This is a genomic window from Microbacterium cucumeris, assembly GCF_058349845.2.
In genome coordinates this window covers 105,493-126,551 of sequence record NZ_JBYRIZ020000006.1, presented here as the reverse complement: position 1 = coordinate 126,551, position 21,059 = coordinate 105,493, and the positions used below count along the sequence as shown (strand labels likewise).

21 protein-coding genes are annotated in these 21,059 nt (G+C 69.8%); 16 read left to right on the top strand and 5 right to left on the bottom strand.

From position 1 onward, the window contains the following. The first annotated feature begins 226 nt into the window (after window positions 1–226). Window positions 227–514, top strand: a complete 288-nt coding sequence (locus tag AC3RXZ_RS15850; RefSeq protein WP_243229725.1) for a glycine zipper domain-containing protein — start codon at window positions 227–229, stop codon at window positions 512–514. Between the two features lie 3 nt (window positions 515–517). Here the strand turns inward: AC3RXZ_RS15850 and AC3RXZ_RS15845 are convergent, their stop codons facing one another. Next, window positions 518–1,168: an alpha/beta hydrolase gene (locus tag AC3RXZ_RS15845; RefSeq protein ID WP_243229726.1), complete on the bottom strand. Its 651-nt coding sequence runs from the start codon at window positions 1,166–1,168 to the stop codon at window positions 518–520. A gap of 29 nt (window positions 1,169–1,197) precedes the next feature. Between AC3RXZ_RS15845 and AC3RXZ_RS15840 the strand changes: the two genes are divergently transcribed. The 13 genes from AC3RXZ_RS15840 to AC3RXZ_RS15780 all read left to right on the top strand — a co-directional run bounded on the left by AC3RXZ_RS15840 (window position 1,198) and on the right by AC3RXZ_RS15780 (window position 14,882). Further along, the gene (locus AC3RXZ_RS15840) at window positions 1,198–1,797 is read left to right on the top strand and encodes an NUDIX hydrolase family protein (protein ID WP_243229727.1); all 600 of its coding nucleotides are present in this window, start codon (window positions 1,198–1,200) and stop codon (window positions 1,795–1,797) included. 4 nt (window positions 1,798–1,801) lie between these two features. Then, window positions 1,802–2,746 (top strand): aminoglycoside phosphotransferase/kinase family protein, encoded by a 945-nt coding sequence (locus tag AC3RXZ_RS15835; RefSeq protein ID WP_491494650.1) that lies wholly within the window; start codon window positions 1,802–1,804, stop codon window positions 2,744–2,746. Window positions 2,747–2,815: 69 nt separating this feature from the next. Next, window positions 2,816–4,537: a dihydroxyacetone kinase family protein gene (locus AC3RXZ_RS15830; RefSeq protein ID WP_243229729.1), complete on the top strand. Its 1,722-nt coding sequence runs from the start codon at window positions 2,816–2,818 to the stop codon at window positions 4,535–4,537. Window position 4,538: 1 nt separating this feature from the next. Then, window positions 4,539–4,994 carry a ribose-5-phosphate isomerase gene (locus AC3RXZ_RS15825; RefSeq protein ID WP_491494649.1) on the top strand — a complete coding sequence of 152 codons (456 nt, stop codon included), beginning with the start codon at window positions 4,539–4,541 and terminating at the stop codon, window positions 4,992–4,994. 1 nt (window position 4,995) lies between these two features. Next, window positions 4,996–5,739 (top strand): triose-phosphate isomerase family protein, encoded by a 744-nt coding sequence (locus AC3RXZ_RS15820; protein ID WP_491494648.1) that lies wholly within the window; start codon window positions 4,996–4,998, stop codon window positions 5,737–5,739. Between the two features lie 25 nt (window positions 5,740–5,764). Continuing rightward, window positions 5,765–6,487 (top strand): GntR family transcriptional regulator, encoded by a 723-nt coding sequence (locus AC3RXZ_RS15815; RefSeq protein ID WP_491494647.1) that lies wholly within the window; start codon window positions 5,765–5,767, stop codon window positions 6,485–6,487. Between the two features lie 370 nt (window positions 6,488–6,857). Next, complete coding sequence (locus AC3RXZ_RS15810; protein ID WP_491494646.1) at window positions 6,858–7,796, top strand: sugar phosphate isomerase/epimerase family protein; 939 nt, start codon at window positions 6,858–6,860, stop codon at window positions 7,794–7,796. 21 nt (window positions 7,797–7,817) lie between these two features. Further along, window positions 7,818–8,789, top strand: a complete 972-nt coding sequence (locus AC3RXZ_RS15805; protein ID WP_491494645.1) for a 3-hydroxyacyl-CoA dehydrogenase family protein — start codon at window positions 7,818–7,820, stop codon at window positions 8,787–8,789. 11 nt (window positions 8,790–8,800) lie between these two features. Then, the gene (locus tag AC3RXZ_RS15800; RefSeq protein WP_243229735.1) at window positions 8,801–9,571 is read left to right on the top strand and encodes an SDR family NAD(P)-dependent oxidoreductase; all 771 of its coding nucleotides are present in this window, start codon (window positions 8,801–8,803) and stop codon (window positions 9,569–9,571) included. Window positions 9,572–9,607: 36 nt separating this feature from the next. Beyond that, window positions 9,608–10,918: an MFS transporter gene (locus tag AC3RXZ_RS15795; RefSeq protein ID WP_491494644.1), complete on the top strand. Its 1,311-nt coding sequence runs from the start codon at window positions 9,608–9,610 to the stop codon at window positions 10,916–10,918. Then, window positions 10,918–11,940 carry an NAD(P)-dependent oxidoreductase gene (locus AC3RXZ_RS15790; protein WP_491494643.1) on the top strand — a complete coding sequence of 341 codons (1,023 nt, stop codon included), beginning with the start codon at window positions 10,918–10,920 and terminating at the stop codon, window positions 11,938–11,940. The genes AC3RXZ_RS15795 and AC3RXZ_RS15790 overlap by 1 nt, the downstream gene beginning before the upstream one ends. A 150-nt stretch (window positions 11,941–12,090) precedes the next feature. After that, window positions 12,091–13,485 carry an MFS transporter gene (locus AC3RXZ_RS15785; RefSeq protein ID WP_491494642.1) on the top strand — a complete coding sequence of 465 codons (1,395 nt, stop codon included), beginning with the start codon at window positions 12,091–12,093 and terminating at the stop codon, window positions 13,483–13,485. Between the two features lie 95 nt (window positions 13,486–13,580). Further along, a complete protein-coding gene (locus AC3RXZ_RS15780; RefSeq protein WP_491494641.1) occupies window positions 13,581–14,882 on the top strand; it encodes an endonuclease/exonuclease/phosphatase family protein in 1,302 nt (433 codons plus the stop codon). A 156-nt stretch (window positions 14,883–15,038) separates the two neighbouring features. On the opposite strand, the gene AC3RXZ_RS15775 is transcribed toward AC3RXZ_RS15780, so the two are convergent. Beyond that, window positions 15,039–15,779, bottom strand: a complete 741-nt coding sequence (locus tag AC3RXZ_RS15775) for a tyrosine-protein phosphatase (protein WP_491494640.1) — start codon at window positions 15,777–15,779, stop codon at window positions 15,039–15,041. Continuing rightward, complete coding sequence (locus AC3RXZ_RS15770; RefSeq protein ID WP_491494639.1) at window positions 15,776–16,843, bottom strand: threonine aldolase family protein; 1,068 nt, start codon at window positions 16,841–16,843, stop codon at window positions 15,776–15,778. The genes AC3RXZ_RS15775 and AC3RXZ_RS15770 overlap by 4 nt, the downstream gene beginning before the upstream one ends. A 48-nt stretch (window positions 16,844–16,891) precedes the next feature. Between AC3RXZ_RS15770 and AC3RXZ_RS15765 the strand changes: the two genes are divergently transcribed. Then, window positions 16,892–18,346: an MFS transporter gene (locus AC3RXZ_RS15765; RefSeq protein ID WP_491494638.1), complete on the top strand. Its 1,455-nt coding sequence runs from the start codon at window positions 16,892–16,894 to the stop codon at window positions 18,344–18,346. Between the two features lie 84 nt (window positions 18,347–18,430). On the opposite strand, the gene AC3RXZ_RS15760 is transcribed toward AC3RXZ_RS15765, so the two are convergent. Further along, on the bottom strand, window positions 18,431–19,078 hold the full coding sequence (locus AC3RXZ_RS15760; RefSeq protein ID WP_491494637.1) for an SDR family NAD(P)-dependent oxidoreductase: 648 nt from the start codon (window positions 19,076–19,078) through the stop codon (window positions 18,431–18,433). Between the two features lie 31 nt (window positions 19,079–19,109). After that, on the bottom strand, window positions 19,110–20,537 hold the full coding sequence (locus AC3RXZ_RS15755; RefSeq protein ID WP_243229747.1) for a DUF6421 family protein: 1,428 nt from the start codon (window positions 20,535–20,537) through the stop codon (window positions 19,110–19,112). A 72-nt stretch (window positions 20,538–20,609) separates the two neighbouring features. Between AC3RXZ_RS15755 and AC3RXZ_RS15750 the strand changes: the two genes are divergently transcribed. Further along, window positions 20,610–21,059: an Lrp/AsnC family transcriptional regulator gene (locus AC3RXZ_RS15750; protein WP_491494636.1), complete on the top strand. Its 450-nt coding sequence runs from the start codon at window positions 20,610–20,612 to the stop codon at window positions 21,057–21,059.

Below are 21,059 nucleotides of genomic sequence, written 5' to 3'. Positions count from 1 at the left end.
GGAGGGGACGGAGGATGCCGTGTCCGTGAAGGATCGTCGGGTCAGCGCGCGGGAAGAGGGGCGCGGAGGCGACGATTCAGATCAAGGGACTTCCAGACACGGCGGACAGGACTCGTCGAGGATACCCGGGCGCTCCCGTGCGTGCAACCCGGGCGTGTCGCGTCCGGCTTGCAGGGTCCGTCGTGCGGGGGATGCCGGGGCGAGGGCGCCTGCGTAGCGTGGGGGCATGGCTGATGACGGGATGAGTCCGCACGAGGCGCGTCAGCGCGCGAGCTGGGGGATCGGCATCGCGCTCGGGATGGGCGTCGGCGTGGCGATGGGGGTCGCGCTGGAAAACATGGGCGTGGGCATCGCGCTGGGCATCGCGATCGGTGTCGGCTTCGCGGTGGCCTTCGGGGCGGCGGGACGGCACCGGCCTCCGGAAGCGGATGCCGAGGACGACGGCGCGCCGGATGACGCCCCGGAGGCCGACGGCGAACGCGGGCCGGACGACGACGAGCCGCGGAACGGCTAGCTTTCAGGCGCTCGCCTGCACCCACTTCTCGAGAAACACGCGCACGTCGGCGAGCTCGTCCTCCGAGATGCTGTGCGTGAGGCCGGGGTAGACGCGGCCGGAGAGGTCCGCGTGGTCGGGGAGCCAGGCGGCGGTGTGCGCGATCAGTTCGGCCGGGATGACGTCATCGTGCGTGCCGCGGCCCCAGAACACCGCGGGTCGCAGTTCGGCCAGCTCGGCGTCCCGCGGCAGGTCGCCCGGCGTGGCGTAGCCGCTGAGCGCGACGACGGCGTCGAACCTCTCCGGTTCGAGGCGCAGGGCCTGCAGCGACACCGCCGCGCCCTGCGAGAACCCGAGCAGCGCCACCGACGATGCGCCGGCGGCCTCGGCATCCACCCAGGCGAGGAGGGCACGGGCGGCCGCGGTCGTCGCGTCGGGAGTGCGCGCGGTCAGCCCCTCGATCGGATACCAGGATCGACCGGGCGTCGGCCAGGGCGGTGTCAGGGGAGCAGCGACCGACGCCACGTCGATCCCCTCCGGCAGGAACGGCACCAGCCCGAACAGATCGTGCTCGTCGGCCCCGTAGCCGTGCAGGAGCACCAGCAGCGGACGTCCCGAGCGCTCGCCGGGAGTCCAGCGCGTCGCGGCGGGGTCGATCCTCAGTTCCTCATCCACGCGACCATCCTGCCTGATAGAAATGTCCCATGACCGTCCGCACGCCCGACCCCGAACCCGAGGACTCCGACGACGACCTCCCGCGGTTCGGCGATGCGCCGGCGGACGCCGGCAATCCGGGCTGGCTGAGTGAGTTCGAACTCGCCGAGGCGAGGCGCCGGCTCCCGATGCTGTACGTCGAGGCGCTGCCGGTGCGCACCGACGGCGTCGGCCAGGTCACCGAGGTCGGGATCCTCCTGCGCTCGACGCCGCTGGGCGAGATGACGCGCACCATCGTGTCAGGTCGCGTGCGCTTCGGCGAGACGATCAGGGACGCGCTGTTCCGGCACGTCGAGAACGATCTCGGACCCATGGCGTTCCCCCTGCTGCCGGCGCAGCCGGTGCCGTTCGCAGTCGCCGAGTACTTCCCGATCCCCGGCGTGAGCGCCTTCCACGACGATCGGCAGCACGCGGTGTCGCTCGCCTACGTCGTTCCGGTGACGGGGACGTGCGAGCCCCGGCAGGATGCGCTCGAGGTGACGTGGTTCTCGCCCGAGGACGCGGCATCCGACGAGGTGTCCGCCGAGATGGAGGGCGGACGCGGCACGCTCATCCGCCAGGCGCTGGCGAGCCTGGGCCTCTTGAGGTAGCGACGTGACCTGGACGCCGGACGTCTGGGCGTCCCGTGAGTTCCTCGACGACCTCCGCGACTGGGTGGCGAGCGGCGTCGGCGAGGTCGTCTCGATGCGCCGCGTGAAGCATCGGCCCTGGGCTGCGGTGTGGCGGGTCGAGTCCGAGTCGGGGGTCCATTTCGTCAAGCAGAACTGCCCTGGGCAGCAGCAGGAGGCGCGGATCGTCGCGGTGCTCGCGCGCGTGGATCCCGAGCGCGTGGTGCCGCCGGTCGCCGTGGACGTCGACCGCGATCTGCTGCTCACCGCCGACCAGGGTCCGACGGTCCGCGCGAGCGGCGGGATGGATGTCGCGGGCTGGGAGGTGCTCGTGCGCGAGGCGATGCTCTTGGCGAGAGCGTCCGTCGCTCATCTGGGCGAGCTCGCGATGACGGCGCTCGACCCCGCGGACGCGGAGGGGTACGTGGAGTGCGCGCGTGACACCTGGAGCATCCCGGCGGAGTTCCGTCCCGGCGTCGCCCGCGCCCTCGGGGAGGCACGCGCCGCGGGGGAGCGGGTGGCCGAGCTGGGGCTCCCCTTGGCGCTGGACCACAACGACCTGCACGACGACAACGCCTTCGCGCGAGACGGACGCGTGCGGTTCTTCGACTTCGGAGATGCCGTCGCCGCGTCCCCCCTCGCAGCCCTGCGCGTCCCGCTCGGAGTCTGCGCGCGTTCGCTCGGCGCCGCCGAGGGCGATCCGCGCGTGCAGCGCGTGGCGGATGCCGCGCTGGAGGTGTGGAGCGACCTCGCGCCCCTGAACCGGCTGCGCGCCGCGCTCCCCGACGCGCATCGACTCGCGGCGCTCGCCCGTGCCGAGTCGTGGCACCGCGTGTTCGATTCGATGCCCGCGTCAGCGATCCCCGAGGACTATCGCGAGGCCGACGCCGACTGGCTGGCGGAGGCCGGCGCGGAGACGGGTGCAGTTTGATCCAATTTCCTATAGGATTGCCACGAGGTTCGGGAAGCGCCGTGCCTGTTCGCGCCTAAGGAGATCGCAATGACGCGCCTGTTCAACGATCCGGATGACTTCGCCACCGATTCCCAGGCCGGCTTCGTCGCCGCGAGCGCCCGATGGGTCCGCCCGGTCACCGGCGGAGTCGTCCGCTCCACCCGAGGGGCGCAGCCCACGGTCTCGGTGGTGATCGGCGGCGGCAGCGGGCACTATCCCGCCTTCGCGGGACTCGTCGGTCCCGGCCTCGCCCACGGCGCCGTGATGGGGAACCTCTTCGCCTCGCCGTCCGCGCATCAGGTCCATTCCGTGGCCACGGCGGCGCACGAGGGCCGTGGAGTCCTGCTCAGTTACGGCAACTACGCCGGAGACGTCCTGCACTTCGGGCAGGCGCAGGAGCGCCTGCGTGCGGCGGGCATCGACTGCCGAACGGTCACGGTGACGGACGACATCTCCAGCGCCCCGGCGACCGAGCGCGAGAAGCGCCGCGGCATCGCCGGTGACCTCGTCGTCTTCAAGATCGCCGGTGCCGCCGCCGAGTCCGGTCTCGGTCTCGATGACGTCGAGCGCCTCGCGATCGCCGCGAACGAGCGCACCCGCTCGCTCGGCGTCGCCTTCAGCGGGTGCACGCTGCCCGGCGCCGACGAGCCCCTGTTCACGGTGCCCGAGGGGCGCATGGCCGTGGGCCTCGGCATCCATGGCGAGCCGGGCATCGACGAGATCGACGTGCCGACGGCCGCCGGCCTCGCGGAGCTGTTCGTGAGCTCGCTGCTGGCGGAGATCCCCGATGGGGTCGATCGGGACGGCGCGCGCGTCGTGCCCATCCTCAACGGCCTGGGGAGCGTCAAGTACGAGGAGCTCTACGTCGTCTACGCCGAGGTGGACCGTCTGCTTTCGGAGGCCGGCATCACCGTCGTCTCGCCCGAGGTCGGAGAGTTCTGCACGAGCTTCGACATGGCCGGCGTCTCGCTGACGCTGCTGTGGCTCGACGACGAGCTCGAGCAGCACTGGCACGCCGCCTGCGACACTCCGGCGTTCCGTCGCGGGGCGGTCGAGGGGCGCATCGCGGTCGACGCCGTCGCGGCCGAAGAGGAGCAGCTCGTCATCGGGCCCTCGACCGACGAGTCGCGCGAAGCCGCGGGGACGATCGGCCGGGCGCTCGCCGCCATGGCCGCGATGCTGGATGCCGAGGCCGAGGAGCTCGGCCGCATCGACCGCATCGCCGGCGACGGCGACCACGGCATCGGCATGCAGCGCGGCAGCCGGGCCGCCGCGTCCGCCGCCGCCGAAGCCGTGGACGGCGCGGCCGGCGCGCGCACGACCCTGCAGCATGCGGGCGACGCGTGGGCCGACAAGGGCGGCGGGACCTCCGGCGCGATCTGGGGCGAGATGCTCGTCGCCCTCGGCACGGCGCTCGGCGACGACGCTCGCGTCGACTCCGCGGCCGTGGGCACCGGCGTCGCGCGCATGAAGGACGCCGTGATGTCCTTCGGCAAAGCCACGGTGGGCGACAAGACCATGATCGACGCGATCGTCCCGTTCGCCGATCGCCTGGCCGAGGGGCTGGATGCGGGCGACGACCTCGTGACCGCCTGGACGGCCGCGGCCGAGACCGCGACCGAAGCCGCCGAGGCGACGGCGCAGCTCACAGCGAAGCTCGGCCGTGCCCGCTCGCACGGCGACAAGAGCCTCGGCACTCCCGACCCGGGCGCGGTCTCGTTCGCGCTCATCACTCACACGGTCCTCGACATCCTGAAGGGGGATGACTGACATGGCACTTCGACTGGTGATCGGCTCCGACGATGCCGGCTTCGACTACAAGGAGCGCATCAAAGCCGACCTGCTGAGCAACCCGCTCGTGTCCGACGTCGTCGACGTGGGCGTGGACGCCGACGGGCACACGAACTACCCGACCATCGCGACGACAGCGGCCGAGAAGGTCGCCGCCGGCGAGGCCGACCGGGCGATCCTCATCTGCGGCACCGGTCTCGGCGTCGCGATCGCCGCGAACAAGGTCCGCGGCATCCGCGCCGTCACGGCGCACGACTCGTTCTCCGTCGAGCGCTCGGTGCTCTCGAACGACGCGCAGGTGCTCTGCATGGGGCAGCGCGTCGTCGGGATCGAGCTCGCGCGCCGACTGGCGAAGGAATGGCTGGCGTACACGTTCGACCCGCAGAGCGCCTCGGCCGAGAAGGTCGACGAGATCTGCGCCTACGAAGGCCGCTGACATGGCGGGGCGGATGCTCATCGGCGCGAGCCTGAAGATGTACTTCTCGCACGCACGCACCGTGCAGTGGGTCTCGGAAGTCGCCGGGATCCTCGCCGAGCATCCGGCCCGCGAGTCCGTCACGGCGTTCGTGATCCCGCAGTATCCGTCGATTCCCGCGGCGATCGAGCATGCCGGCGCGCTCGCCGTGGGAGCGCAGGACGTCGCGACCGAGGATGCCGGCGCCTTCACCGGCGAGGTGTCCGCGGCGGTGCTCGCCGAGCTCGGCTGCCGCTTCGTCGAGGTCGGCCATGCCGAGCGGCGGCGGATGTTCGGCGACACCGACGAGGTCGTCGCCGCCAAGACGCACGCGGCCCTGCGCAACGGACTCACGCCGATCCTGTGCGTCGGCGAGACCGACCGCAGGGATCCGGATTCCGCGGCCGAGGTCTGCCTCGCGCAGATCCGCTCCGCGCTGTCGGATGTGGCGGACGCCGGCATCACGGGTCCGATCGTCATCGCGTACGAGCCGCTGTGGGCGATCGGCGCCCCGGAGCCGGCGGAGCCCGAGCATATCCGCGGCGTCTGCGCCCGGCTGCGGGCGGAGACGGGGGCAGACGCGTCGGTGATCTACGGCGGAAGCGCCGGTCCTGGTCTGCTCACGCGCATCGCCGACAGCGTCGACGGCCTGTTCCTCGGCCGGTTCGCGCACGAGCCGGCCGCGGTTCGTGCCATTCTCGATGAAGCGGCATCACTGACGGCGTGAGCGCCGGGTGCGAGGGAGAAGACGGATGGCGGGAGAGCGCGACGGGGGACTGCGTGGCCTCGAGACGACGATCGAGCGGCGCGGGCTGCGCGATCACGTGTACGAGCGGATCCTGCAGCTGCTGCTGAGCGGCGAGGCGGCGCCGGGGGAGCGTCTGTCCATCGACACGATCGCCCGCCAGCTCGACGTGTCGCCCACCCCGGTACGCGAGGCGATGGTGCAGCTGGAGCGCACCGGACTCGTCACGCGCGAGGCGCTCAAAGGGTACCGGGTGGCGCCGCCGCTGGGGCTCGCACAGCTGCAGGAGCTGTTCGAGGCCCGCATCATGCTCGAGGCGCGGGCCGCACGCCTGGCGACGCCGGCATCCGAGGAGATGCTGGAGCAGCTGCGCATCGCCGAGGAGGAGCATCGCCGGATCGGCGAGCGCGTGATCACGGCCCTGCGCGCGGAGTCATCGGATGTCGAGCTGACCACGGCGTACTTCGCCGCGGATGCCGCGTTCCACCGCGTCGTGTTCCAGCACTGCGGCAACCGCTATCTCAACGAGATGTCGGACTCCCTCGGCGCGCAACTGCATCGGATGCGCCAGTCGGCCATGCACGGCGTGACCGACGTGCGCGAGGCGATCGCGGAGCACGAGGCCATCGTGGACGCGTTCGCGAGCGGAGACCCCGATGCTCCGGAGCGCCTGATGACGCGCCACATCGAGCAGGTGCGCGCCCGGTCTCTGGACCTCGAGCAGGCCTGACCGCCCGATCCCCTCGATCGTCCGATCGTCCCTCCCAGCCCCCTGCAGGTTTCGCGACACTTCTCGGCATCCGCCACAGATACTTCCTGGCGCAATTGTCGAAAGGTGTCGCAGAAGTGGGCGGGCTGGCTGCCGCGCCCGGTCCGGCCGCCACACACCCGCCCACCCGCCCCAGGTTTCGCGACACTTCTCGGCATCCGCTACAGGTATTTTCTGGCGCAGATGTCGAGAGGTGTCGCAAAAGAGGCGACACGGGTGTTCTGGATGCGCGAGTCAGGGGCCGCTACAGTCGCGCTTGCGCGTTGCTCTATTTCCTATAGGATCTATGAAGACCGACGAGACGTCGGAGAGAATCGTCAACGGAGTCGTCATGACCGCAACGTCGCCCCTCACCAGTGAGAACTGGCCCATCGCCGTCTGCATGCACGGGTTCGCACCCGTCGCCCCCGACGGGACGCGCATGCACGATGCGTCCGCCGAGACCTGGGACGGCGTCTTCGGCCAGATCGAGCGTCTCGGCTTCACGGCCGTCGAGATCGCCGACAGCCACATCCGCCCGTCGGAGCTGACCGCCGAGCGCCGCGACGAGCTCAAGACGATCGCCGGCAGTCACGGCGTCCAGCTCATCTCGGTCCATGTGCAGCGCCAGAGCGTCATCGAGCCGGGCAAGGGCGAGGAGAACCTCGCTTACGCGCACCGCGCCATCGATGCCGCCGCCGAGCTCGGCATGCAGGTGTTCTCGACCGGGCTGCACCAGCCGTTCACCGAGGCGCAGCGCAAGGCGCTGTGGTTCTGGACCGCGCAGGGCCCCGTCGACCCCGATGACGCCGAGACCCGGGCACTCGCGGTCAAGCGTCTGCGCGAACTCGGCGAGCACGCGGCATCCGTCGGTCTGCCGATGTCGCTGGAGATGTACGAGGACACCTACCTCGGCACCGCCGACAGCGCCGTGCGCCTCATCGAGGAGATCGGGCTGGACAACGTCGGCCTGAACCCCGACATCGGCAACCTCATCCGTCTGCACCGCCCGATCGAGGACTGGCGCGAGATGCACGAGAAGACCCTGCCGTACGCGAACTACTGGCACGTCAAGAACTACACGCGCGACGAGTCCGCCGACGGCACATGGCAGACCTCGGTGCCGACGAGCCTCGAACTCGGGCTGATCAACTACCGCGCCATGGTCGCGCGCGCGATCGAGATCGGCTTCCGCGGCCCGTTCCTCATGGAGCAGTACGGCGGCGACAGCCTCGGCGTGTGCGCCACGAACCGCGACTACCTGCGGACGCTCCTCCCGGACGCCGTCTGACATCGACAGGAGACGATTGACATGACTGAACAGGAACGCCCCGTCTACGCCGTGATCGGCAGCGGATACATGGGCGGCGGCATCGCGCAGTCGCTCGCGCTGTCGGGCGTCGACGTCCGCATCGCCGACGTCGACATCGACATCGCCCGCAGCAACCGCGAGCGTCTCATCACCGAGGCGGAGCAGTTCGCCGCGGACGGTCTCTTCCCGGCCGACGCTTCCGCGATCATCGCGGAGCGCCTGACCGCCGCGACGATCGAGGATGCCGTGGCCGGCGCCTCGTTCATCGAGGAGGCGGTGCCCGAGAAGATCGAGATCAAGCACGCGACCCTGCGCCGCATCTCGGAGGCCGCGGCCCCCGACGCGGTCATCGGCAGCAACACGTCGACGATCCTCATCGGGCGACTGGCGGAAGCCGTCAGCAACCCTGAGCGGTTCCTCGGCGTGCACTTCTCCAACCCGGCGCCGTTCATCCCGGGCGTCGAGCTGATCCCGCACGCCGGCACGGATGCCGAGATCCTGCCCGTCGTCGAGGAGATCGTCGCGGCGACCGGCAAGGAGACCGCGCGCGTCAAGGACGCCACCGGCTTCGTCCTGAACCGCCTGCAGTACGCGCTGTTCCACGAGGCCACCCAGCTCGTCGAGGAAGGTGTCGCGAGCCCCGAGGACATCGACACGATCGTCCGCACGACGTTCGGATTCCGGCTGCCGTTCTTCGGGCCGTTCGCGATCGCCGACATGGCCGGGCTCGACGTGTACGCCTTCTGCTACGCGTCGCTGCAGACCGAGTTCCCCGAGCGCTTCGCGACGCCGAAGGCGCTGTCCGACCTCGTCGAGGCCGGCAAACTCGGCACGAAGTCGGGCGCCGGATTCCTCGACGTCCCCGCCGATCGCACTCCCGAGCTGGTGGCCTACCGCAACAAGGCCTACGTCGCGATGAAGAAGCTCGTCGACGAGCTCGGCCCCGCCCCGATCCACCCCGCACAGAGCTGAAGGAGCCGACGATGGCCACTCCCTTTCCCGCAGAGCGCACCGCGATCCTGACCGGTGCGGCGAGCCCCCGAGGCATCGGCCGCGCCACGGCGTTCTACCTCGCCGAGCGCGGCTGGAACATCGGCATCATCGATGTCGACGGCGAGGCCGCAGCCCGCACCGCGGCCGAGGTCGCCGAGAAGCACGGCGTCCGCGCGGCCGGTGTCGGGGCGAACGTCGCCGACCGCGAGCAGGCCGTCGCCGCCGTCGACGCCCTCGAGGAGCAGCTGCCTCAGACGGTCGCGCTGGTGAACTTCGCCGGCGTCTCCTCCCCGATCCCGTACCTCGAGGTCACGCCCGAGGAGTGGCACCGCGTGCAGTCGATCAACCTCGAGGGCGTGCACTGGATCACCCAGCGCGTCGCGCGGACCCTGGCCGAGAACGGCGTCGGACGCCTGGTGGGCATCTCGTCGGTGTCCGCTCAGCGCGGCGGCGGCACGTTCTCGAAGACGCCCTACTCGGCATCCAAGGCCGGCGTCATCGGGCTCATGCGCTCCATCGCGCGCGAGCTGGGCCCGGTGGGGGTCACCGCGAACGTCATCTCGCCCGGACCCATCGACACCGACATCATGGGCGGCACACTGACCGACGAGCGCAAGGCCGCGATGGCCGCCGACGGCGTGCTGCCGCGCATCGGCACCCCGACGGACATCGCCGCCGCGGTCGCCTACCTGATCAGCGAGGATGCCGGATTCGTGACGGGCCAGACCCTGAACGTCGACGGCGGCCTCTACATGCACTGACGATCCCGGCACGTACGACCACCACAAAGGAGTGACATGAGTCAGACAACCGCGCCCGCACGAGAATCCGCCACCCGCAGAACCATCAAGAATCTGCGGTGGTGGATCCTCGCCTGGGCACTCGCCGCGGGCATCCTCAACTACATGGACCGCAGCGCGATCTCGATCGCCGCGCCGGCACTGATCGAGGAGCTCGGGCTGACGCGGACCGACATCGGCCTGCTGGGGACGGTCTTCAGCTGGACGTACGCGTTCGCACAGCTCCCGGCGGGCTGGCTGGTCGACAAGCTCGGGGCGAGGCGCATGTACTTCCTCGCGATCGCCGGATGGTCGATCGCGACGGGACTCATGGCGGTCGGTTCGGCGATGTGGCACTTCGTGACCTTCCGCTTCCTGCTGGGTGCGGCCGAGGCCCCGAACGGTCCGGCCAGCGCACGTCTGACTGCGGACTGGTTCCCGCGATCCGAGCGAGGGCAGGCGACGGCGATCTGGGATTCCGGATCCAAGTGGGGTCCCGCGATCGCGCCACCGATCCTGACCGGAATCCTGCTCGCCTTCGGGTGGCACGCGATCTTCGTGTTCCTCGGTGTTCTCGGTCTCGTGCTCGCTGTGGCCTTCTACATCTTCTACCGGCGTCCGGACATGCACCCCAACATCTCGGACGAGGAGCTCGCGCTCATCAAGACCGAGGAGCAGAAGCAGGACACCGGCGCCGCGAAGGTGCCGTGGCTGCGGCTGTTCGCGCACCGCCAGGTCTGGGGCATGATGGCCGGGTTCTTCTGCGTCATCTGGATCTGGAACATCTTCATCGTGTTCCTGCCGCTGTACCTGCAGGAGGAGCGCGGTGTGACCATCGCCGGCTCCGGCTGGCTCGCCGCAGTGCCCTACGTGGGCGCCGCCGTGCTCGGCATCACGGGCGGGTGGGTCATGACGCGCTACACGAAGAGCTCCGGCGTCGACCCGCTCACGGCGAAGCGTCGCGTCATGTCGGTGGCGGCGATCGTCGCCGGCGCGCTGATCTGCCTCATCCCGCTCGTCGGCGATCTCACTCTCGCCATGATCGTCATGACCGTGGCTCTCGGGTTCGTCGCCACGATGCAGGCCGCGGCGTGGGCGATGCCGGGTGACATCGTCAACTCGTCGCAGGTCGCGTCGGTCGGCGCGATCCAGAACTTCGGCGGCTACTTCGGCGGGGCGTTCGCGCCGTTGCTCACCGGCATCATCGCCGACGCGACCGGGTCCTACGCGCCGTCGTTCATCATCGGCGGCATCATCGCGGCGCTTGCCGCTGTCGCCTACACCGTTCTCGTCCGCCGGCCCATGTCCGCCGTCCCGAAGGAGTCCTGATGACGTATCGACTCGGCATCACCGACGACGCGATCGAGCCCGACGGCACGAGCGTACACGGCGATCTCGGTCTTGCCGACCTGGAAGCCGCAGGCGTGGAGTGGTCTGTGATCGACGCGCATCCGGAAACCGACGCGGACCTCGCGGAACTCGACGCCGTGTACTCGCTCGGACATCGCGAATTCGGTGCGGCCGCCCTGGCCTCGGCGCCCCGCCTGCGGCATATCGCGCGGTTCGGAGCCGGATACGACACGATCGACCTCGAGGCCTGCAGCGATGCCGGCGTGATCGTGACCAACACACCGGACGCGATCCGGCGCCCGCTGGCGCTGGCCGCGCTGACGCTCGTGCTGGCCGTCACGCACAACCTGGTGCAGAAGCACACGATCGTGACGGAGGACCGCTGGGGCGATCGCGGGCGCTGGCGCGGTACGGCGACCGATGGCTCGACTGTCGCGATCGTCGGATTCGGGAGCGTCGGCGCCGAACTCGCCCGGATGCTGCTCGCAACCGGATTCCGGGTCATCGGCGTCAATCGCCGCGGATCGAGCCCCGAGGCCGAGCGCCTCGGCGTTCCTCTGGTCTCCCTCGGGGAGGCGCTGAACGCCGACGTGGTCGTCCTGTGCGCGTCCCTGAACGCGTCGACCCGTGGGATGATCGGGCGCGCGGAGCTCGCCCGGATGAAGCCCACGGCCGCCATCGTCAACGTCGGGCGCGGTGCTCTGATCGATCAGGATGCGCTCACGGAGGCTCTGCAGAACGGAGCGATCCGCGCCGCGGGACTGGATGTCTTCGACCCAGAGCCGCCGGCTCCGGATGATCCGCTGCTCTTGCTGGAGAACGTCACGCTCGCTCCTCACGCGCTGTGCTGGACTGCGGACTACACCGAGGCCGTCGTCACCAGTGCGAACGACGCCATCATCACGGCGTCCCGCGGCGGAGCGCCGCGTACGGTTCTCAATCCCCGCGCTCTCGAACACGAGAAGTGGCAGTCCACCACCGTGCCGACGAGAGGACGGTGACCTGATGTCCCGACCCTGGTCCAAAGGGCGCATCGCGTTCCTGGTGCTCGGAGTGATCTGCGTGGCCGTCGGCCTCGTCATGATCATCCCGGCGCTGGGAAGCTGACGCCTGTCCCCCCAACCCACCCGACCGCTCAAAGGAGCCTCATCGTGTCCTCATCCGAGTTCGGCGAGACGACGCGCGCGAACGTCACCGTCGCGCAGGGCCTGCTCAACAGCCCGCACCTCGCCAGCGGCATCCGCAAGGCGACGTTCCGCCTTATGCCGATGCTGATCATCCTCTACTTCGTGGCGTTCCTCGATCGCACGAACGTCGGATTCGCCGAAGCCGCCATGGAGGTCGACCGCGGCATCTCCGCCGGCGCGTACGCGCTCGGCGCCGGCATCTTCTTCATCGGCTACGCCCTGTTCGAGATCCCGTCGAACCTGCTGCTGGACAAGTTCGGCGCCCGCTTCTGGCTCGCCCGGATCGCCATCACGTGGGGCATCGTCGCATCGCTGTTCGCCTTCGTGAACGGCGAGACGATGTTCATCATCCTGCGCTTCCTGCTCGGCGTGACCGAGGCCGGTCTCTTCCCCGGTGTCATCATGTTCCTGGCGCAGTGGTTCCCGAACAAGCGCCGCGTGCAGATGTTCGCGCTGTTCTACCTGGCGCAGCCGTTCTCCCAGATGCTCGGTGCGCCGCTGTCGGGTGGGCTCATCAGCTTCGGCGACCAGTTCACGCCGTGGGCCGGCTGGCAGGTCATGTTCTTCGTCGAGGGCATGATGGCGGTCGTCGCCGGTATCGCCTCCTTCTACTTCCTGGTCGACTCGCCGCAGAAGGCCAAGTTCCTCACGGATGACGAGAAGCACGCTCTGAAGTCGGTCATGGAGCACGAGGACTCCGTCAAGGAGTCCGACGGTCCACGAGGCATCTGGCCGGCTCTGGTGAGCTGGAAGGTCTGGTACTTCACGATCATCTACTTCTGCCTGCAGATCGCCGTGTACGGCACCACGTTCTACCTGCCGCAGCAGGTGTCCGGCCTCATCGGACAGGACGTCGGCTGGCAGGTCGGGCTCGTCTCGGCCATCCCGTGGGCGGTGGGCCTGTTCGCCTGCTACTACGTCGGCAAGTTCGCGACCTCGGTCAAGCGCCGCCGCAACTGGGGGACCCTGTTCTTCCTCATCACGGGCGTCGCGATCCTCGTCTCGGCCTGGGCCGGTGCGAACGGGCAGAGCCTGCTCGGCATCATCGCCATCACGATCGCCGTGGCCGCGTTCCTGTCGACGGGACCGATCACGTGGTCGTTCCCGACGTCGTTCCTCACCGGCGCCGCGGCGGCGACGGGCATCGGGCTCATCAACTCGCTGGGAAACCTGGGCGGATTCGTCGCCCCCATCATGCGCACCGGCGTGAACGAGTCCGTGCCGACCGACAGCGGAGCGTGGGGTGTCGTCTCGCTCGGCGTGTTCGCGTTCCTCGGCGCGATCCTCATGTGGGCCACGCGCTACTTCAGCGCCAAGGCAGACGCGCTGCTGGTCGAGGACCAGGTCCCCGGTCACTGACCGGAGACGAAAGGGGCGCGCACCGGTAGGTGCGCGCCCCTTTCGCGCTCCCCATCGTTCCCCCCGCCGTCAACGCCCGGGACTACCCTGCTGGCATGCGCAGAACACGACGTCTTCTCAGCGCGGCGGGCATCGGTGCCGCGATCGTCCTCGCCGGCGGCGCCGCAGCCCCGGCCCTCGCAGCTCAGCCCTCGGCCTCAGCACCGGATGCCGTGCAAGCGTCCGCCCTTGCGGGCAGGGGTGCGTCGTCCGTCGACGCCCGATTCGCGACGTTCAACGCATCCCTCAATCGCGCAGCGGAGGGTCAACTGGTCGCCGATCTCGCCGCTCCGGGCAATGCGCAGGCGGATGCAGTCGCCGAGATCATCCAGCGCGCGAACCCCGACGTGCTGCTCATCAACGAGTTCGACTACGACGCCGAGGGGGAGGCGCTGCAGCTCTTCCAGGACAACTACCTCTCGATGCCGCACGGGGACGCCCAGCCGGTCGAGTACCCGTACCGGTACACCGCACCGGTGAACACCGGGGTGCCGAGCGGATTCGATCTCAACGGCGACGGCCGTGTCTCGGGCGGGGACGACGCCTGGGGATTCGGGCTGTTCCCTGGCCAGTACGGCATGGCGGTGTACTCGAAGTTCCCGATCGACGAACAGGCGATCCGCACCTTCCAGGACTTCCGCTGGGCGGACATGCCGGGCGCGCTGCTGCCGGACGACCCGTCCACGCCGGAGCCGGCCGACTTCTACTCGGAGGAAGAGCTCGCGGCGTTCCCGCTCTCGAGCAAGTCTCACTGGGATGTTCCGATCCGGGTGTCGAAGAACAAGACCGTGCACTTCCTCGTGTCGCATCCGACGCCGCCGACCTTCGACGGCGCGGAGGATCGCAACGGCACGCGCAACCACGACGAGATCCGTTTCTGGGCCGACTACGTCGCCGGCGGGAGGACCGGGTCGTACATCGTGGACGATGAGGGTCGCCGCGGCGGCCTCCGCGGCGGCGACCTGTTCGTGATCGCCGGAGACCAGAACGCCGATCCGAACGACGGGGACTCCACGGCGGGAGCGATCGATCAGCTGCTCGAGCACCGGGCGGTGAACTCCCGCTCGGTGCCGGCCGCCGACGGCGGTGCCGAGGCATCCGTCCTGCAGGGCGGCATCAACGACGAGCACACCGGCGACCCGGCGCAGGACACGGCGGACTTCTCCGAGCCGCCGGGGAATCTCCGCGTGGACTACGTGCTGCCGAGCCGGCAGATCCGCATCGTGGACTCCGCCGTCTTCTGGCCCGCGCAGGCGGACCCGTTGTCAGCGCTCACCGGTGTCTACCCGTTCCCGTCGAGCGATCATCGGCTGGTCTGGGCCGACCTCGACGTCCCGGGTGCGAAACGCGGTCGCTGACCCACCCTCGAGACAGACCCCGTCTGAGTGACGACACCCCGTCTTGTTCACGCCGATAGTGAGAGGTCTCGTGAACAAGGAGAGGTCTGTCGCGGCGGGCGGGCTTCGCGAGAGCGCGGACGGGCGGGCCTCCCCGGCCGCGCGTGCAGGCCCGGCTCAGTCGCGGAGCCGGCGGGCCAGCGCGTCGATGTCCGAATCGCTCACACCGGCATCCGAGAGGTAGGAACGCACGTCCAGGTCCGACAGCCACTCGCGCAGGACGGCCACCCGGTCGGTGATGCGCTCCTCGATCTCCTCGTCGCTGAACGCCGGCTCGACGTACCCGCCCTGTCCGGGAACCGGCGCCGCGGGCAGGTCGCGTGCATGCCGTCTGCTCGCCTCGCGGAAGCCGCCGGCGTAGTCCGAGAGGATGGCGTCGTGCTCGACCCCGGTCAGCGCGAGGAGCATCGCGGCGACCATGCCCGTGCGGTCGCGTCCGCCCGCGCAGTGGAACAGCACCGGCCCGGGCGATGCGGCCAGCGCCGAGAACACCGCGGCGAACCGCTCCGGGTACATCCGGATGTTGTCGCCGTACGAGCGCGGATGATCCAGCCACGGGCCGCACACGCTCAGGAACTCGGGATCGTCCGGATCCTCGGTCGGGGCGTGCACGATCACGACGCCGTCGGCGTGGCCCACCGACACCGCGGGGTCCGAGTCGCGGCGCTGCCGCTCCGGGGCGTTGCGCAGATCGATGACGGTGCGGACGCCGGCGTCGCGCAGCGCCTGCCATCCGGCATCCGTCAGAGTCTCGGGGCGACCGGAGCGGTACACGCGCCCGAACGGCGTCGTACCGCCGTCGACCAGGGCGAGCCCGCCCAGGTCGCGCAGGTTGAACGCGCCGTCCCAGTCGGTCATGCCGTCGTCAATCGTGCGATCTCCCGGATGAACGCGTCGACGTCGCTCTCCGCGGTGTCGAAGCTGCACATCCACCGCACTTCGCGTCGCGCGGCGTCCCAGTCGTAGAAGCGGAACGACTCCCGCAGGCGATCGGCGACGCCCTCGGGGAGGATCGCGAACACGCCGTTCGCCTGCGTCGGCTGCGTGAACTCGACTCCGCGGATCGAGCCGTCCGCGAGCCCCGCCTCGATGCCCGAGCGCAGGCGCTGCGCCATCGCGTTGGAGTGCGCGGCGTTGCGCAGCCACAGATCGCCCTCGAGCAGCGCGATGAGCTGCGCCGAGACGAAGCGCATCTTGGACGACAGCTGCATGTTGAACTTGCGCGAGTAGATCAGGCCGTCCGAGGCCTCGGCGTTCAGCACGACGACCGCCTCCCCGAGCATGGCGCCGTTCTTGGTCCCGCCGAAGCTCAGCACGTCGACGCCGGCATCGCGCGTGAAGGCCGCGAAGGGGAGGCCGAGCGCCGCAGCCGCGTTCGAGAGGCGGGCGCCGTCGAGATGCAGCTTCATGCCGCGCTCGTGCGCGTGGTCCGCGAGCGCGCGGATCTCCTCCGCCGTGTACAGGGTCCCCAGTTCGGTCGACTGCGTGATCGAGACCACGAGCGGTTGCGCACGGTGCTCGTCGCCCCAGCCCCACGCCTCGCGGTCCACGAGCTCGGGGGTCAGCTTGCCGTCCTCGGTGGGGACGGTGAGCAGCTTGAATCCTCCGATGCGCTCGGGCGCACCGCCCTCGTCGACGTTGATGTGGGCGGTGGATGCCGCGATCACCGCGCCCCAGCGGGGGAGCATCGACTGCAGGCCGGTGACGTTGGCCCCCGTGCCGTTGAAGACCGGGAACGCCTCGGCATCCGCCCCGAAGTGGGAGCGGAACACCTCCTGCAGCCGCTCGGTGTACACGTCATCGCCATAGGCGACCTGGTGCCCGTCGTTCGCCGCGGCGATAGCCGCCAGGACCTCGGGGTGGATGCCGGAATAGTTGTCCGACGCGAATCCGCGGATCGCGGGGTCATGAAGGGTGCTCACCAGGCAAGCCTATGTCGGATGTCGGTGCGTCCCATTACGCTCGACCCCATGGACCGGACGATTGCTCGACGCGCCTTCGCGAATGTCCTCGTCAACACCCTGATCGCCAACGTGACCACGAGCTTCCTCTGGTTCGCGCTCACCTTCTGGGTGTACATCGAGACGCAGTCCGTCCTCGCCACGGGCATCATCGGCGGGGCCTACATGCTCTTCGTCGCGATCTTCGCCATGGCCTTCGGGACGATCGTCGACCGGCACCGCAAGCACGCCGTGATGGTGATCTCCAGCGTCATCTCGGCCGTGGCGTTCGCTATCGCGGGCATCCTCTACCTGTGGCAGCCCGAAGCGCAGCTGCTGAACCTCGGAGCGCCCTGGTTCTGGCTGTTCTCCGGGATCATCCTGTTCGGCGGCGTCATCGAGCAGCTGCGCAACATCGCCCTCTCGACGACCGTGACGCTGCTGATCGAAGAGGACAAGCGCGCCAACGCGAACGGCCTGGTCGGCACGGTGCAGGGCATCGCGTTCCTCGTCACCAGCGTGTTCTCCGGCCTGTCCATCGGATTCCTCGGCATGGGCTGGACGCTCCTCATCGCGATCGCGGCGATGGGGCTGACGTTCCTGCATCTGCTCTTCGTGCGCATCCCCGAGAGCGAGCCGCACCCGGATCCCGACGCGCCGAGCGCCCTGGACTTCCGCGGCAGCGTCACGGCCATCCGGCTGGCACCGGGACTGTTCGCGCTGATCGTCTTCTCCACGTTCAACAATCTCATCGGCGGCGTGTACATGGCGCTGATGGACCCCTACGGGCTCACGCTGTTCAACGCGCAGGAGTGGGGCTTCGCGCTGGCGTTCTCCTCGACGGGCTTCCTCATCGGCGGTGCACTGGTCGCCAAGTTCGGGCTCGGCAAGCGGCCTGTGCGGACCCTGCTGCTCGTCGTGATCGCGATGGGGCTGCTCGGCTCTGTGTTCATGCTGCGGGAATGGTGGCCGCTGTACGTCGTCGGCATGTGGGTCTACATGATGCTGGTGCCGCCGGCCGAGGCGGCGGAGCAGACCGTGATCCAGAAGGTCGTGCCGTTCGAGCGGCAGGGGCGCGTGTTCGGCGTCGCCGCGGCGATGGAGGCGGCAGCCGCTCCGATCACGGCGTTCCTCATCGCCCCGATCGCCGAGTTCCTCGTCATCCCGTACATGGACAGCCCGGCCGGTCAGCGCCAGTGGGGCTGGCTCCTGGGCGAGGGAGAGGCCCGCGGCATCGCCCTCATCTGCCTGTTCGCGGGGATCGTCCTGGTCGTGGCCGCGGGCGTCGCCTTCCTCACGCGTTCGTACCGCAAGCTCAGTGAGCTGTACGCCACGGCTCCGGAGCAGGAGGTCGGCCCGGATGCCGAGGCGCACGCCGGGGCCGACGAGCATCAGGATGCCGCGGCATCCGGCTCTGCGCACTCTCCGGACGCTCCGCCGCCCGTGCGTGGCATGCCGCCCGAGATCCCCGAACACCGGCCCTGAACGCCGAAACGGGTTCTGCGACACCTCTCGGCATCCGCGCCACGTCCTTGCTGGCGCATTCGTCGAAAGGTGTCGCGGAACCGCTCAGAGATCGATGATCCGGTCGTTCAGCGCGGAGGCGTCGGTATCCCAGAGGGCGAGCACAGCGGCAGCCAGGGCATCCGGATGCAGGCTCTTCGCTCGGAAGACGACGGCTGCCGCGCGAAGCGTCTCCCCGGCGTCCCGCGCGGACTTCGCGTAACCATGCGCCACGGCCCTGGTCCAGGCTTCGCTCGCGGCCTTGATGGCTGCGTAGTTCGCCCCGCCGGCCAGAGGGCGGGCGACGGCGGTCGACGACACGATCGCGAACCGGCCGGCGTCCGACGCTCGAAGCGCTGCGTCGAACGCCCGGCTCGTCGCGCGAACCGACTGCAGCGCGGGCAGCAGAGCGTCGAAGTCCTCGTCGCCCTGCCCCGCGAGGCCGCCGCCTCCGCGCCAGCCGCCGACCAGCGGGATGACCCCGTCCACCCGGCCCGTCCGGGCGGCGAGCGAAGACATGGCGGCGAACGACGTCGCGTCCGCCACCTCGACCCGGGCGCCGGCATCCCGCAGCTCCGCGAGCCGCTCCGATGAACGCCCGGTCGCGATGACGCGCGCGCCGGCCCCCGCCAGCGCACGCGTCACCGCCCTCCCCGCAGCACTGGTCGCCCCCGCGACCAGCACCACGCGCCCTGCGGCCCCCGTCTGGCTCATTCCGGCTCCTTCCGAGGGCGCGATCGCCCGGTCAGTCGTCCGTCCCGCGGATCCCGGAGGTCGAGGCGATCACATCGCGCATCTTCTTCTCCAGGGCCTCGAAGAACATCGACAGCGGGAACTCGTCGGGGAGCACGGCATCCGTGTACCCCTTGGGGGCGCCGGCGAGCACCTCGTCCGGGAGGCCGCGCGCCCACGCGGATGCCGGGTTCGGCGTCACCACCGAACTGACGAGCTCGTACGCGGCGAGCCAGTGCGCGGTCTTCGGCCGGTCGATCGAGCGCCAGTACAGCTCGTCGATCGCGGAGCCGAGGGCGATCACGGCATCCGGAACGCCGTCCCAGTCGAACGCGAGGGCCGTGTCGGTCCAGTGCAGCACGCCGCGCTGGTGCAGCCACGCGAACAGCAGCTGCCCGCCGAGTCCGTCGTAGTTGCGCACCCGCGTGCCGGTGATCGCGAACCGGAAGATCCGGTCGAAGATCACCGCGTACTGCACGAGGCCCGCGTGCTCGAGCATCTCCCGCTCGGCATCCGACAGGTCCTCCCCGTCCGCGGCGCGGGACGCGAGCCGTCGCTGGATCGCCACCGACTCGCGGAACGCCGTCAGGTCGCACCGCAGCTCCTCCAGCGAGTAGAGGAAGAACGGCATCCGCTGCTTGATCATGAACGGATCGAAGGGCAGGTCTCCGCGCATGTGGGTGCGGTCGTGGATGATGTCCCACATCACGAACGTCTTCTCGGTCAGATCCTGGTCGTCCAGCATCCGCGCGGCCTCCGCGGGCAGGTCGAGCTTGGTGATCTCGGCGGCGGCGCGGACCACGCGCCGATAGCGCGCCGCCTCGCGATCCTGGAAGATCGCCCCCCACGTGAACGGCGGGATCTCGCGCATCGCGACGGTCTCGGGGAACAGCACCGCCGAGTTCGTGTCGTATCCGGGTGTGAAGTCGATCAGCCGCAGGGACACGAACAGCTTGTTGCCGTAGTCGCCGGCTTCGAGCTCGGCGACGAAGTCGGGCCAGATCGCCTGCACGATGAGCGCCTCGACGAGCCGGTCGCTCGATCCGTTCTGCGTGTACATCGGGAAGACGACGAGATGCCGGATGCCGTCGACGCGGTGCTGCTGAGGCTGGAACGCGACGAGCGAGTCCAGGAAGTCCGGGACGCCGAAGCCGGTGTCCGCCCAGCGCCGGAAGTCCTCAACCGAAGCCGCCAGGTATTCGGCGTCGTGCGGGAACGCGGGGGAGAGGGCGCGGATGCCCGCGATGATCGCGGCGACGTGCGCCCGGGCGGCGTCGTGGTCGGCGGCGTCCGGGATCGACCCGTCCTTGACCTGCAGCTCCCGGATCGCGATCGCGGCGTCCTTCAGCATCCGCCAGGCAGCGCTCGACTCTGCGGTCCGAGCGTCCTCGACGACCTCGGGCTCGCCGATGATGGCCTTGACAGCAGGAAGAGTGGACATCGGGACCTCCGATCCGGACGATTGGCGGAAATTCTCCGGTGGATACCGGATGCAACCGATATTCTTCCATGCATGGATGATGCTGTCGACCGCGCGATCCTGGCCGAGATCTCCCGGGATGCGCGAGCCACCCTCGCGCAGCTGTCCGATGCCGTGGGGCTGGGGACCTCCGCCGTGCAGTCCCGGCTCAAGCGCCTCGAAGCGCGCGGCATCATCACGGGTTACCGTGCGCTGGTCGATGCCGAGCGGGTCGGGAAGCCTCTCTCGGCCTTCATCGAGATCACGCCCCTGGACCCCGCGCAGCCCGACAACGCCCCCGAGCTTCTCGAGCACCTCTCGGCCATCGAGGCCTGCCACTCGATCGCCGGAGATGCGAGCTACATGCTCTTCGTCCGCGTCCCCTCCCCGCGGGCGCTGGAGGAGCTGGTGCGCGACGTGCGCCTCGCGGCCAACGTCAGCACGCGCACCACGGTCGTCCTGCAGACGTTCTACGAGAATCGTCCCGTCGTCCCCGCCGAGTGA

Bases quoted from the DNA above. Each gene is read 5' to 3' on its own strand.
- AC3RXZ_RS15850 (WP_243229725.1), top strand. From the start codon at position 227: ATGGCTGATGACGGGATGAGTCCGCACGAGGCGCGTCAGCGCGCGAGC.
- AC3RXZ_RS15840 (WP_243229727.1), top strand. From the start codon at position 1,198: ATGACCGTCCGCACGCCCGACCCCGAACCCGAGGACTCCGACGACGAC.
- AC3RXZ_RS15830 (WP_243229729.1), top strand. From the start codon at position 2,816: ATGACGCGCCTGTTCAACGATCCGGATGACTTCGCCACCGATTCCCAG.
- AC3RXZ_RS15825 (WP_491494649.1), top strand. From the start codon at position 4,539: ATGGCACTTCGACTGGTGATCGGCTCCGACGATGCCGGCTTCGACTAC.
- AC3RXZ_RS15820 (WP_491494648.1), top strand. From the start codon at position 4,996: ATGGCGGGGCGGATGCTCATCGGCGCGAGCCTGAAGATGTACTTCTCG.
- AC3RXZ_RS15815 (WP_491494647.1), top strand. From the start codon at position 5,765: ATGGCGGGAGAGCGCGACGGGGGACTGCGTGGCCTCGAGACGACGATC.
- AC3RXZ_RS15810 (WP_491494646.1), top strand. From the start codon at position 6,858: ATGACCGCAACGTCGCCCCTCACCAGTGAGAACTGGCCCATCGCCGTC.
- AC3RXZ_RS15805 (WP_491494645.1), top strand. From the start codon at position 7,818: ATGACTGAACAGGAACGCCCCGTCTACGCCGTGATCGGCAGCGGATAC.
- AC3RXZ_RS15800 (WP_243229735.1), top strand. From the start codon at position 8,801: ATGGCCACTCCCTTTCCCGCAGAGCGCACCGCGATCCTGACCGGTGCG.
- AC3RXZ_RS15795 (WP_491494644.1), top strand. From the start codon at position 9,608: ATGAGTCAGACAACCGCGCCCGCACGAGAATCCGCCACCCGCAGAACC.
- AC3RXZ_RS15790 (WP_491494643.1), top strand. From the start codon at position 10,918: ATGACGTATCGACTCGGCATCACCGACGACGCGATCGAGCCCGACGGC.
- AC3RXZ_RS15780 (WP_491494641.1), top strand. From the start codon at position 13,581: ATGCGCAGAACACGACGTCTTCTCAGCGCGGCGGGCATCGGTGCCGCG.
- AC3RXZ_RS15775 (WP_491494640.1), bottom strand. From the start codon at position 15,779: ATGACCGACTGGGACGGCGCGTTCAACCTGCGCGACCTGGGCGGGCTC.
- AC3RXZ_RS15765 (WP_491494638.1), top strand. From the start codon at position 16,892: ATGGACCGGACGATTGCTCGACGCGCCTTCGCGAATGTCCTCGTCAAC.
- AC3RXZ_RS15760 (WP_491494637.1), bottom strand. From the start codon at position 19,078: ATGAGCCAGACGGGGGCCGCAGGGCGCGTGGTGCTGGTCGCGGGGGCG.
- AC3RXZ_RS15755 (WP_243229747.1), bottom strand. From the start codon at position 20,537: ATGTCCACTCTTCCTGCTGTCAAGGCCATCATCGGCGAGCCCGAGGTC.
- AC3RXZ_RS15750 (WP_491494636.1), top strand. From the start codon at position 20,610: ATGGATGATGCTGTCGACCGCGCGATCCTGGCCGAGATCTCCCGGGAT.